At 41.8% G+C, this 13,781-nt stretch carries 8 protein-coding genes; 4 read left to right on the forward strand and 4 right to left on the reverse strand.

The window, feature by feature from the left end; genetic code table 11:
• Nucleotides 1-414 precede the first annotated feature (414 nt).
• A complete protein-coding gene (locus Q7657_RS18420; RefSeq protein ID WP_107165316.1) occupies nt 415-3,057 on the forward strand; it encodes a molybdopterin-dependent oxidoreductase in 2,643 nt (880 codons plus the stop codon).
• 109 nt (nt 3,058-3,166) lie between these two features.
• On the opposite strand, the gene Q7657_RS18425 is transcribed toward Q7657_RS18420, so the two are convergent.
• Nucleotides 3,167-6,244, reverse strand: a complete 3,078-nt coding sequence (locus Q7657_RS18425) for an efflux RND transporter permease subunit (RefSeq protein ID WP_107165317.1) — start codon at nt 6,242-6,244, stop codon at nt 3,167-3,169.
• A complete protein-coding gene (locus Q7657_RS18430; protein WP_258178225.1) occupies nt 6,244-7,338 on the reverse strand; it encodes an efflux RND transporter periplasmic adaptor subunit in 1,095 nt (364 codons plus the stop codon). The genes Q7657_RS18425 and Q7657_RS18430 overlap by 1 nt, the downstream gene beginning before the upstream one ends.
• A 397-nt stretch (nt 7,339-7,735) precedes the next feature.
• Here Q7657_RS18430 and Q7657_RS18435 point away from each other — a divergent pair, with 397 nt between their 5' ends.
• Together Q7657_RS18435 and Q7657_RS18440 are read left to right on the forward strand one after the other, a co-directional pair.
• Complete coding sequence (locus Q7657_RS18435) at nt 7,736-9,040, forward strand: solute carrier family 23 protein (RefSeq protein ID WP_107165318.1); 1,305 nt, start codon at nt 7,736-7,738, stop codon at nt 9,038-9,040.
• Entirely contained in the window at nt 9,033-10,400 is a 1,368-nt protein-coding gene (locus Q7657_RS18440) for an amidohydrolase family protein (protein WP_107165319.1), read from the forward strand. The genes Q7657_RS18435 and Q7657_RS18440 overlap by 8 nt, the downstream gene beginning before the upstream one ends.
• A gap of 120 nt (nt 10,401-10,520) precedes the next feature.
• Here Q7657_RS18440 and Q7657_RS18445 read toward each other — a convergent pair whose 3' ends face one another.
• Nucleotides 10,521-10,943, reverse strand: a complete 423-nt coding sequence (locus Q7657_RS18445) for a GNAT family N-acetyltransferase (protein ID WP_107165320.1) — start codon at nt 10,941-10,943, stop codon at nt 10,521-10,523.
• 44 nt (nt 10,944-10,987) lie between these two features.
• Nucleotides 10,988-13,261, reverse strand: coding sequence for a peptidase U32 family protein (locus Q7657_RS18450; protein ID WP_107165321.1), 2,274 nt, complete (start codon nt 13,259-13,261; stop codon nt 10,988-10,990).
• A gap of 241 nt (nt 13,262-13,502) precedes the next feature.
• On the opposite strand from Q7657_RS18450, the gene Q7657_RS18455 reads away from it, so the two are divergent.
• Nucleotides 13,503-13,697 carry a hypothetical protein gene (locus tag Q7657_RS18455; protein ID WP_008987455.1) on the forward strand — a complete coding sequence of 65 codons (195 nt, stop codon included), beginning with the start codon at nt 13,503-13,505 and terminating at the stop codon, nt 13,695-13,697.
• Nucleotides 13,698-13,781: the final 84 nt, after the last annotated feature.

The following is a 13,781-nucleotide window of genomic DNA, read 5'->3' on the forward strand; positions in this document are numbered from 1 at the left end:
AAAAGATTAGAGCACTAAATAGTTATCTTGTGTCAATAGACTTTTACCACCTGTTACATAATCTTAAGAAAACAACGAAACATCAATATTTGTCTTTTAAAATCAACATATTATTTTTGTTACATTAAATACAAAATTTCTTATTTGATATAAATCAACATGTTACTGATAATGATTTTCAATTAAACTTTGCTTAATACGCTAAATATTCTACGATTTATATCGACCATTAAACATCTTGATCTATGGCGACTAATAATGAAAACTAATTTTCCAATACACCCTATAATATATTTCTTATTTCCGTGTAGCCTATCAAGAATTAATAAAAAAATAGGCATCAAAACCGAATGAATATTAAGCACTAATTGTGCTTTGGTTTATTTATTACTCGGACTGTCTCGGAATTAAATTATGACCCTATCACGTCGAAACTTTTTAAAAGGTTCGGTAGCAACAGCGATTGCTGCTAACGGACTTACCCTTTTCCCAGCAGGTAAAGTATTTGCAGACGACACGCAAGTTATTCCATCTGCATCCCACTATGGTCCGTTCAAAGCTGTTGTTAAAAACGGTAAATTAATTGGTGTTCAACCACTAAACGATGTTGACCCATTCCCAACAGAAATGCTGACGAAAGGTGTATTAAGCCGTACTTACTCTGACACACGTATTAAGTACCCGATGGTACGTAAGTCACTACTGGAAGATCCACTGGGTAACCACAACCCCCACCTACGTGGTAAAGAACCGTTTGTTCGCGTTGATTGGGACACTGCAATTGCCCTCACCGCTTTCTGTATTGCTCGTACAATCGAAAATCACGGTAACGAAGCAGTATTCAGTTCTTCTTACGGTGGTTGGTCTCACGCAGGTCTTAACCGCCCACAAACCCTACAAGGTCGTTTCTTCAACCTGATCGGTGGTCAAAGTATCTGTGCCGGTGACTACTCTGCAGGTGCCTCTGAAGTTATTCTTCCTCATATCATTGGTGATATGGAAGTGTACTCGCCACAAACCGCATGGAAAATTATTGAAGAGAACACTGAGGCTGTTCTATTCATCGGTTGTGATCCTTGGAAAACCAACCGTATTGAATTCCGTGTTGCTGATCACTCCATGCAAAAACACTGGGAAGCGTTTAAAGAGAAAGGCATTAAGTTTATCTCTATTAACCCTCAGAAGACCCAAACTGACAAAGCCCTTGGCAGTGAGATGATCAATATTCGTCCTAATACGGATACTGCACTATTTACTGCAATGTCTTACCACCTATGTAAAACAGGTAAGAACGATCAGGCTTACTTAGATAAGTACACAGTAGGTTTTGATAAGTACCTTGATTACCTAATGGGTAAAGAAGACGGTATTGAGAAAACACCTGAGTGGGCAGAAAAAATCACAGGTCTTCCTGCCGCTAAAATCGTTGAAATTGCTGAGCTTTGTGTAACTAAACGTACTCAAATCGCAGCAGGTTGGGCACTACAACGTGCTGACCACGGTGAAATGATCCACTGGTCAATCATCAACTTTGCCGCTATCGCAGGTAAAATTGGTAAGCCGGGTGAAGGTGCGGGCTTTAGTTGGCACTATGGTAACGGTGGTATGCCTTCTTCTGGTAAGCGTCTACCTATCGGTCTTTCTCAAGGTCGTAACCCAATCACTAAAACATGTCCGGTTGTTATGATTTCAGACATGTTGAAAAATCCGGGTAAAGCCTACACCCGTGATGGTGCAAACCTAACGTTACCTAAAGCGAAATTGATCTATAACGCAGGTAACAACCTTCTTTCGCACCAACAAGATACAAACGAGTTAATCCAAGCACTTAACGAGAATATTGACACAATTATCTGTCAAGACCCTTGGTGGTGTGCAACGGCGAAGTACTCAGATATCGTGCTACCAACAACCACAACACTAGAGCGTGACGACATCACTTCTGGTGGTACTTACAGCAACAACAAGATTTATGCGATGCGTAAAGTAGTTGAGCCTGTAGGTGAAAGCCTAGACGATTACGAAATCTTCTCTCGCCTTGCATTCATGTTTAACGTACATCAAGAGTTTACTGACGGTAAAACCATGTACCAACACATCAAAGCCTCTTACGAAGCTTCTGATGCAACAGATGATTTCAAAACATTCTGGCAAAACGGTATTACTCACCTATCAACACCTGCTGATGCTAACAGCTTTGTTCGTCATGGTGACTTCTACGCTGATCCTGTTAAGAACCCACTTCATACACCAAGTGGTAAGATCGAGCTTTACAGTGAAACACTAGCGAAATTTAAAGCGTTTGAGTGTCCACCAATGCCACAATGGATGCCTCCATTTGAATGGTTAGGTAATGCGAAGAAGGATCAAGTTCACGTACTAAGCCCACACCCATGGATGCGTCTGCACTCACAAATGGCTAACGCTGATGTGAATAGCTACGAGTCTGTTGACGGTCGTCAGATCGTACTTATCAACAAAGATGACGCAGCAGCACGTGGCGTGAAAGATGGCGATGTAGTTGAAGTGTACAACGACCGTGGTGCGCTACTTGCTGGTGCTCGTATTACTGATGAAGCAATGCCGGGTGTTATTTACATTCACGAAGGTGCATGGCTACAGCTTGATGAGAAAGGCCGTTGTAACTCTGGCTCTATCAACATGCTAACCAGCAGTAAAACAAGTAGTGGTTTAGCACAAGCAACCAGTGCAAATACCTGTTTGGCTTACTTCAAGAAATGTACTGATGTACTAACACCAAACAAAGCTTACGAGCCACCACAAATTGTTAAGTCTAAATTCCAAGTGGATATTTGGTCACTACAATTAGGTAAGCGCTTGAAAGCGGTAGCGGCAGAGCAAGGTCCACAGCAATCTCCTGGTGAGAAACTGTTCTACGGTAGCTGTACTCTATGTCACGCAGCACCACACCCAAGTGACTTCACTTACAAGCAGTGGAAAGGTATTACAACAAGTATGTTCCCACGCGCAGGTCTAAACGATAAAGACCGTCAGCTTGTACTTGATTTCTTAAAAGAGAATGCAAAGAAAGAGTGATTTAACCCACTCTCTTTAAACGCTGAAATATTATCGGTGACAAGATAATAAAAACAAAACGCAGCCAACTCGGCTGCGTTTTCTTTATCGATAACACACGACTAATGCGCTAAGATTCGATAGCGTTATTGTTCTTTTTACGCTTGAACTTTTGCACCATCAAATACACGCTTGGCACAACAAATAATGGATCAACAATACCTAAAGCCATACCTGCAATAATAATGATCCCCAATGAGCCCATCGCATTTGCCCCAGGACCTGCTTCCCACAATAATGGCAAAGAGCCTAATATCATGGTCAGTGAGGTCATTAGTATTGGACGCAAACGGGTTTTCGTCGCTTTGAGTATCGCTTCTCGCGGTGCTAATCCTTCAGCTTGCAGCTCATTCGCAAATTCAGTGATCAATATACCGTGCTTACAAATCAAACCAATGAGTGTGACCAAGCCTATTTGCGAATACACGTTTAAAGTAAAATCACTAAAGTACAATGCCCAAAGTGCTACAGATAAGGTGATAGGTAATGACAACATCACTACTAATGCATCAACCACACTTTCAAATTGCGCACTCAGTACCATGTAAATAAAAACAAGTGCAGCCACAAAGACAAACAGCATTTGTTGGTTTGCATCCAGATACTGTTTCGCTTCGTCCACATAAGCATAACTTGCATTCGCTGGTAGAATATCAGGCAGCATTTGGTTTAGCGCTGCAATCCCTTCTCCCATACTTACGCCATCTTCTAATCGTATAGATAATGATGCAGACGTGGCTCTGTCGTATTGCTCAAGTGAACGTGGCCCAACTTCATTTTCAATATTTATCAGCGCCGACATCGGCACTAATTGCCCTTGTTTATTAGCAATCATCAATTGTTTTAAGGAGTCAGGTGTTAACGTAAATACTGATTCTAACTGCACATGTAGCGGATAATTTGCCCCTTGATAGCTCATATCATTACTGAAACTTTTACCACTCATTGCTAGTTTCAATATTTGTTGAATGTTACGTAGAGGCACATCATATTGTGAAGCTAGTACCCGATTAATGGTGATCTTAAATTGGTTCTGATCGAATTTAAGATTACTTCGCGCATTAGAAAATAACGGTGACTGCTGAATTTTATAAGTAACTTCAGTGAGCTCTTTCGCCAGCACTTGCTCATCAACACTACTGCTAACATTAATGTCGATACCACCACTGTTACCACGACGACCGCCGCCAGTTTCAATCGCAGGGATCACACCGGTATAAACACGATTACCACCCTCTTTGAGCCTAGCGTTGATCATTTCACTGATTTTCTGGGCTGATAAATCACGTTCTTGCCACGGTTTTAACGTCACAAAACCACGGATAAAATCGCTACTGGTAAGGATAGCGACATGAGCAATATCAGGAATATGCTTTAATTGCGTATTCATGTTATCGATCATCTTTTGCTGACTAGCTTCATCACTACTTCCCACCAATGGCTGGAATAAAAAGATTTGCCCTGAATCCTCAGCAGGTAGCATTTGCGACGGTGTTTGGGTGAAGGGCCAATAACTACTCGCAAAAATAACGACCATCACCAACAACGTTGTTTTACGCCAATCAATGGTGGCAGAAAGCACATTATGATAAGCATGAGAAAGACGATCTAACTGTTTATTCACCCAATTTTCAAAACGTCCAGCAGGTTTATGATTCATCATTGTGCTGCACATCATGGGCGATAATGTCAGTGCAACAACACCAGAAATAATCACAGTGCCCGCTAAAGTAAAGGCAAACTGCTGGAATAATTGCCCTGTAATACCGTCAACTAACCCCACCGGAATATATACCGCAGCCAGAGTTAAGGTTGTGGCAATAATGGCAAAACCAATTTGACGACAAGCCACTGCGGTAGCTTTAAATACAGAATCATGATGACGTAACTGACGGTGAACGTTTTCTACCACAACGATGGCATCATCTACCACCAGCCCAACGGCTAATAGCATTGCAAGCAAGGTCAGGGAGTTAATGCTAAAACCTGCCAACTTCAGAATGATAAATGAGCACGATAAACAAACAGGAATGGTAACAATTGGAATTAACGCAATTCGCAAGTTACCAAGGAACAACCAGATAACACCAGCAACCAGTATGACGGCTAGACCAATCGCAACATACACATCTTCTAGTGCGGTAATAATAAAGGTCGATTTATCCAGTAATACTTTTGCTTGCATGCCGCTAGGTAGGGTCATTGACTCTAATAAATCATGTACCTGCTCAGATAATACCAGTGGATTTGCCGTGGCGGTGTATTGTGGATTTAATACGAACAACATGGCATTTTTCTTCGAGAAATCCACCAGCGGCTTTACTTCACGTTGGCTACTTGGCGTGCCGATTTTTATATCAGCCACTTGCTCTAATCGGATAGGTTGCTGCTGATAAGTAGCAATAATGATGTTTTTAATATCATCAAGGCTTGCGATCGCCCCTGTAGCAATAAGCTGATACTGACTTTCGGTTCCAGACGTTTTACCACTGATAGTTGTAATGCTATCAACATCAGTAATTTTATTAATCACGCTATTAAGCGTTAAACCATAAAAATAAACCTTGTCAGGATTTAAGGTGATCAGTACTGATTGCCCTGCACTCGGTGCCACACTTACGGAACCTGCTGCGGGTAGCTGCTCTAACTGGGGTAATAAGGTATCAGTACCATATTGATGAAATTCATATTCCGCTTGATGAGGACCGGGGGTTAAGCCAATCAACATTGCAGGCATACCCTGATCATCAGATTTGGTCACTTTCGGCGAAATATCATCAGGCAATTTATTTTCAATGTTGCCAATATCATTATGGATTTCACTAACTAGCGTATCGATTTCACTGTCATCAATACTCGATGCCACATCAATAATGATATTGCCTCGCCCTTGTCGCGCTGTCGCTGACATATGGCTGATCCCTTCTGTACCTGCAATGGCATTTTGAATAGGAATTAGCACTTCCGTCATCATGTTTTGTGCCGCTAGCGCGCTATCATGAACAGTGACTTGAATTTTAGATTGGCTGATTTGTGGGGTATAACGCCAAGGTAATTTTTGACAAAAAATCAAACCAATAAAGACAGGGATCAACCACAGCACAGTACATAGCACCGGACGGCGTAAACACAGCTCAGTTAACTTCATTATTTACCTGCCGTCTCTGACTGTAATGATTGCGTCGGTTGATCTTGTTTATGAGCAGAGAACACTTCAACTTTTTGATCGGTACGTAGATAGTTTTGACCATTAACCACTAATTGATCGCCAACCGCCAACCCCGACACGATCTGCACATAACCATCATAGTATTGCCCAACTTTCACATCACGTAGACGTGCTTTGTTATTCACAACAATAAACACCTGCGCACCTTGGATATTAGTCATTAACGCAGCAGTAGGAATCGTAACTTGTTGTAATAAGTCTCGTGTTTGTTGAACCACTTTAACGTTTTGTCCTGGTGAGAACTGTTTAGCATCAGATAACTGTGCTTTTAAACTCACCAACCCTAAAACAATATTAGGTGAAACATAGCTCACCGTACCTTGAGCGTGCTCTGTCGGTGTTAACTCCGAATAAACCGTCACTTGTTGCCCCAGCTTATAAGCTGACTTTTGTGCTGCTGGCAGTTGATATTCAATGGTTAATTGATCTGGTGTGTACAAGGTGGCAAGGGTGTTTCCCACCGTAATAACATCGCCAACATGATAATCAGTTTGGCTGACCACCCCATCGAAAGGCGCTTTAATAGCAAGCTCAGCAAGCAGCGATTTATCTTGCTCTAATTGCGCTAATGCCTGCTTATAATCACTCTCGCTATCATCATAAGTACTACGAGCGACAACACCTCTATTCACCAACTCTTTTTGACGTAACCATGTTTGTTTAGAGGCGTTTAGTAAGGCTTGATCTCGAGCAACTTTGGCTTTTGCGGCACTGGGATCAAATTGCACTAGCACCTGCCCCTTTTTAACTGTTTGCCCGGCTTTAAAATGAATAGCTGTAATTTGGCTAGTTTGTAGGCTCTTTAACACAACGGAATTATGACTTTTCACCACACCATAACCCGTGATTTGTTCGGTTAGTGTTCGTGCTGTCACAGGCTGCGTTTCTACTTGAGTAATTTTAGAGCCATGTTTCTTAGGGTGGGATGCTAATTGGCTATCCTTGTCACAGCCAACAAGCACTAACGCCATAGCAGCGAAAACCATCGCTGTAATGCATTTTTGTTTCATCATGATCAACTTATCTGAAAATTAAACAATATAAGCAAGTCGCTGATATTAATTTCCAGCACCTCCTAACATACCTTTAAGGAATTATATATTAACAAGGCAGTTAAGTGGTTTAAGTCAGAGTTGTGTCGCTTTACGTTTTTTTACATTCATATTTTTCATTATGTTAAGCGTTTTATACGCTCTACAAATCATTTAAAAATATTCTCACCGCCACAAAAGCAAACGTTTGCGTTTGTCGATTTTTTATGTAAAATCCTGCGCAATTTTAAACAACCCTCTGCAATAAACTTTATAAGCAGCTGAAATAACGCTGATTTTTACAATTAGAAACATTTTCATCCACTCATACGATTTTCAACGCTGGTTTTATTGGCGTGCTTACTGGTAGATAAAAACCATGATTAATATTGATGAAAAAATCTCGTTACCTCGTGCGCTATCGCTAGGCGTTCAACACGTTTTAGCCATGGATCTGTATATTGTTCCCATTATTCTGGCTGGCTTACTTTCCTTAACTGTGGCAGATACTTCATCGCTGATCCAAATGACCTTTGTCGTCGCAGGTTTAGCGACTATTTTACAATCAACGCATCTATTGAAAATGCCAGTAATGCAAGGGCCTTCTTACATTCCTATTGGTGCGATTGCGGCTATTGGCAAAACCTTGGGTATGGGTGCGGTATACGGGGCATTAATTCCTGTAGCGTTGTTTATTGCTCTACTCGGCAAGCCGTTTAACCTATTTAGCGCCATTGTAAGAAAGCTGATCCCACCCATTGTCGGTGGCACGGTGATCATTGTGGTCGGTATTTCACTATTACCGATTGCCTTTAATGGTATTTATAACAGTGAACAACCTAGTGCCAATATCGTCATTGCACTAGCAAGCATGACATCGTTATCAGCGTTTATCTTACTCGGTTGTTTATTTAAAACCTTACATTGGCTGCGTTTAGTGTCGGTATTAGGCGCAATTGTGATTGGTACTGCCACTGCTTCCATGTATGGCATGGCAGATTTCTCATCGGTAAAAGAAGCAGCATGGTTCCAACTTCCAAGCCTGTTACCTTTTGGCGAATTGGTGTTTGATCCTATCGCTATCCTAACCATGCTATTTATCTCGGTTATTGTGCTGGTTGAAACCACTGGAACATGGTGTGCGGTCAGTGCTGTTACCAATGTACAACTAACCGATGATCGCCTAAATCGAGGGGCAACCGGTGAAGCGGTGGGTAATCTATTTTGTGCTGCGATTGGTGGAAGCCCAGTAACCGGTTATTCAACCAATGCTGGCATTATTGCCGTCACTGGCGTGGCTTCTCGTCGCGCTATTATTGCTGGTGGCTTTATCTTATTGCTACTCGGTTTAATGCCGAAACTCACCAGTATTATTGCCTCTATTCCGCACCCTGTGATTTCGGGTATTTTTGCGGTGATCTGTGTGGTTATTGCAATGAATGGCTTCCGCGTTATTCAAAATATCCAACTCAATGAACGCAATATGTTGGTAATTGGTTTACCGATTATGCTGTCACTCGGTGCAGTGCTGATGCCGCGTGAATTAGTCTATGCCCTACCTCAACTGTTAGGCTACCTAGTTAATTCCGGTATTGCGATTGGTGCTATTGCAGCTGTTGTGCTTAATTTTCTGCTGCCAGTAAGCCAAGAAGAAACTGTAGCAACGGAGAATGAACATGCTTGATCTAGATAATATTCAGTTCGCTATTCAAGGTGATAGCTATCATTGTCCGATTAAAGGTGAGATTGAATTTAATCCTAATGGCTTGATCTTAGTTGATCATGTTGGTGACATTATTGCCACTTACCGCCAAGACGATCTGCAATACACCCAAGTATTAGCGCAGCTACAACATGCCAATAAATTACAGGTGTTAAACAAAGGGCAATATTTACTACCGGGTTTAGTTGATTTACATTGTCATGCATCGCAGTGGCCACAAGCAGGTAAAGGCTTAGACTTACCACTGTATGATTGGCTACAAAACTATACGTTTCCGCTAGAAAACCGTTATCAAGATAATCAATTTGCGACTGCGGTTTACCAAGATGTGAGTCAACGTTTACTTGCTAACGGGACAACCAGTGCGGTGTATTTTGCTTCGATTTATCGCCAGTCTACAGAGCTATTGGCTAAAACTTGTTTATCCATCGGTCAACGTGCGTTCGTCGGCAAAATCAATATGGATAACCCAGCGCAATGTCCTGATTATTACCGTGAGGCCAGTGTCGCTGATGCGATAGATGATACCGAGTTATTCATTCATAACGTTCAGTCCCTACATGGTAATCAGGCTGGATTAGTCAAACCTGTGATCACCCCACGCTTTGTGCCAAGCTGTAGCCATGAATTACTAAAAGCCTTAGGTGGTTTAGTCCAACAACACGATTTGCACATGCAAACCCACTGTTCAGAAAGTGATTGGGCACGAGATTACAGTCAGCAACACTACAATATGACGGATATTGAGTTATATGCCGAAACAGGGCTATTAACCAATAAAGCGATTTTAGCGCATTCGATCTTTTTAACCCAATCAGACATTGCCACTATCAAGCAAGTGGATGCAGGTATTGCCCACTGTCCGTTATCTAATATGTTCTTTGCTAATGCAGCCATGCCTGCTCGTGAGCTATTAAATCAAGACATTCATATTGGTTTAGGCAGTGATATTGCAGGCGCGCCAACCCCTTCAATTTTCCGCTCGGCTTTTGATGCGGTATCTCACTCTCGAGTGCGTGAAGAAGGTGTCAACATTTACTTATCTGCAGAGCAACGCGGTATCGCTAATAGCCGTATCAGTTTCAATGAAGCATTCTGGATGGCAACTAACGGTGGCGGGAAGGTATTAAAAGAGAAGATTGGTATATTTGTGCCAAGTTATCACTTTGATGCCATTGTAGTGGAAGCCAAAGCGCAAGTCGGCAATCTGCGTATCTGGCCTGAGTTTGATTCGCCACAAGATGTGATTGAGAAGATCATCGCTTTAGCACAACCAGAAAACGTATCTAAAGTTTGGGTACAAGGTAAACAGGTAATTTAATCACTTCTTAACTCTTTAGGGGTTAAGACTGAGAAAAATAAAAGGGTGATGGTACGTTGAACTCGCTATAGTCAGTATCCATCACCCTTTTGTTATTTTGTTGTTTGGCTTATATCACACTCAAGCCAGCATCTGCTCCATGGCTTGATGCGGAATATTAGCTTCCATAAACTCATCACCGTATGGCATGAAACCTAGCTTACGGTAAAAATCGACAGCATGGGTTTGCGCGCCTAAGTCCACTCGTGGGTAGCCTTGCTGCTGGGCATATTCGACTAACGCTTGAACGACTTTCGCCCCTAAGCCTTGTCCACGTGCCGCTTTCATAATTGCAATACGACCAATATGACCGTCCGCTAAAATACGACCTGTACCTAATGGTTGCTCGCCATCCATCACCAGTACATGTACCGCTTCTGAGTCTAAATCATCAAATTCAATCTCAGGATCGATGTGCTGCTCTTGAATAAAAACCTGATCACGTACTGTGCGGATCAACCCTCGATGGGCGTCATCAAAAGCGACAATCTTAATCTCTACCATGATACTTTTCCGTTTTACTTCCTAGCCTAAGTTAACTGATGAACTTACAAGCCTTTCTTATATTGATGATGGATCGTGCCAACAATGGTTTGCTCTAGCGTTTCACGAGCACTCATATCACCGTGAATGTAGGCATTAAACAGCGATACTAGCGTTGCTTTATCAGCACTGATTTGTGTGTCCGTTTTAATATCACGAAGATCAATCATAAAGCGAGTAAACTTGTCAGGGAAATCTGTAACCGCTTGTAAGTTCATGTAGTTCTGCTGACTGTATAAGGCGTTATGCGCACCTCTTTGTTTATCTAATACAAACGAGGCATCTTTTAAGCTCAAGATAGACGCTGACTTATCACACTTACGTAAGCACTTATTATCAAAACGCTTTTTCTTACAACCCACAGTTTGATGGAATAAACACTGACGGCTCATTAGCATCATTAATGGGTGGTAAATGCTATAGTGCAACTCAAAGTTTTCAGGGCACACCAACGGGTTAATTTGCTTACGATTGATCTCGTTAGAAACAAATGCACCCTTCGCATTAAATTCATCCGCAATACACTGCAAACTAAAGGAGTTCGTCAGGTTCAGATAAGGACCTGCAATCCAATCAATCCCCTGCTGGTAAGCCACATACGCAATACCGTTATTGTTAGTAACAAGTCGAGTCGGTTTAACACGCTCAATAAACGCCACTGCCGCTTGGTAGTTTTCACCAATTAAGATCGCAGGGAACCAAGGGATGAGGTGCGGATTTTCTTCAAACAGTGCGACGGTTTTCTCCAACTCCATTGATAAACCTTCAGCAATGGCGTAGTAAAGTACCGCATCGTTATCTTGATTTAATGCCACATAACTTGGCTCTGAAATCAAAATGGCCAGCTCTGGCTTAATGCCTGTAGGTTTACGATGACTTGCGCTGTTACGTGGTTTTGGTGTATCAATCGGCGCAACAATCGCTACTTCACCATTTAATACATAACCAATTTGATCTTTAAGCTGTGCTAGCTCAGCAAACGGAATCGATGTGCCTTCCGCCAAATCTGAAGTATTGAATTCAGTGATTTGGTATTCACCTTCATTTGCCAAACTTTGGAAACGCTTTTCCAGCATGTCATGGGTTAAGGTGTGCTTATGGCTACCGATCAGTGCCGATTCAGATTGCAGCGTGATATTTTTCTCAGGCGCGGTTACTACAATCGTTAATGGTTGTCCTTCTTGACCACTAAAGACAATACTGAGTGGTAGCGAGCTAACATCCATATCTTTAGTGACAGCTTCAACGTTTTGGATAATCGCCGTTTTATCGTCATACAGCTTTTGCTTAACACCTTTCACATCATCAATGGTGGTCGCTTGATAGATTTGTGAGAAGTGCTTCACCGAGTTATCTCGTGGGTTATCAATAAACATACTCTTATTGATATCGCCTTGTAGGTACGAGTTAGAAAAGTCACGGTTAAAAACGGTAAACAGTGATGTGGTATCGGTTAATAGCGGCTTTTGCTCGCAGTAACGGTCGATCTGCTGACGCCATTGATCCACCACGGTATAGACGTAGTGTGATTTCTTAATACGTCCTTCCACTTTTAATGAATACACGCCAGCATCAGCAAGCTCCGCCATATTGCCGAACGCTGAGTTATCTTTCATGTTCAGTGGAAAATCTTTACCCGCAGCGGTGGTTTGGTATTGATCGCGACAAGGCTGACTACAACGACCACGGTTACCTGAGTTACCATTTTTCACAGAGCTGATGTAACACAAGCCAGAGAATCCAATACAGTAAGAGCCGTGAACAAAGACTTCCATTAACACATCATGCTGATGACCAAACTGCGCCAGATGTTTAATTTCACCAATATTTAATTCACGGGATAAGTTAACACGGCTTGCTTGTAGCTGTTTTAAAAACAGAATTTGACCATCGTTATGGGTATTGATCTGAGTAGAAGCATGCACATCCAAGGTAGGGAAATGCTTTTTAATGATGTGGAACAAGCCTAAATCTTGCAAAATCACACCATCAACCTTGGTATTGACTAGCTTATTTAATAAACGGATCACCGCAGGAATTTCGCTATCTAATACTACGATGTTTAAGGTCAGGAAGATCTTACAATTGTTCTGATGAGCCAAACGAATGATGCCGCTGAGAACATCAAAGGTTAAGTTAGTTGCTCGGTTTCGTGCGTTGAAACTGTCCAAACCACAGTAGATCGCATCCGCACCCGCAGCAATAGCTGCTTTAATGGATTCAATATCACCACCGGGTGCCAATAACTCAAAATTCTCTTTCATCGCAACATTGCTCATCAACAACTGCACCTTTATAACCGCATTTTTTGTATGGACGGCTATTTTACGCGTAAGCTTTTAACAATGTCCAATAGTGAGATTTAAATCACATTAATTTGTCATGATGTTTATTAACACTCATAACAGCAATGTCTGATTACAGATATTCCAACTGATAACTGATCTCGATATGATGAAGAAAATTGGCAAGTAAGCAGTTATCTACTAGCTTGTTCTCACTGTCTGTAGGATAAAAACAATGACAAATGCAAACCAAGTTGAATTAACAGAAGCACAAAAAGAAGCGATTGAAGATATGGTGATCAACCGTGTTAACGCGATGAACAACGACAAAGTGCTTTGCGATGCCATTGATGCCAAAGTTCATGAAATGGAAGAGCACCTAAAAGAATATTTCCACCAGCGTTTCCACTTTCACAGCAACAAGGCGTAATACGCTGATCTGTAACTGTACCAATATTAAAAAGATCGCTTCTATTATTAGTAGTGATCTTTTTCTTTATCAGCTTCGATACCC

Origin of the sequence: Candidatus Photobacterium acropomis (genome assembly GCF_030685555.1) — a bacterium.
Taxonomy (GTDB): Bacteria; Pseudomonadota; Gammaproteobacteria; order Enterobacterales; family Vibrionaceae; genus Photobacterium; species Photobacterium lucens.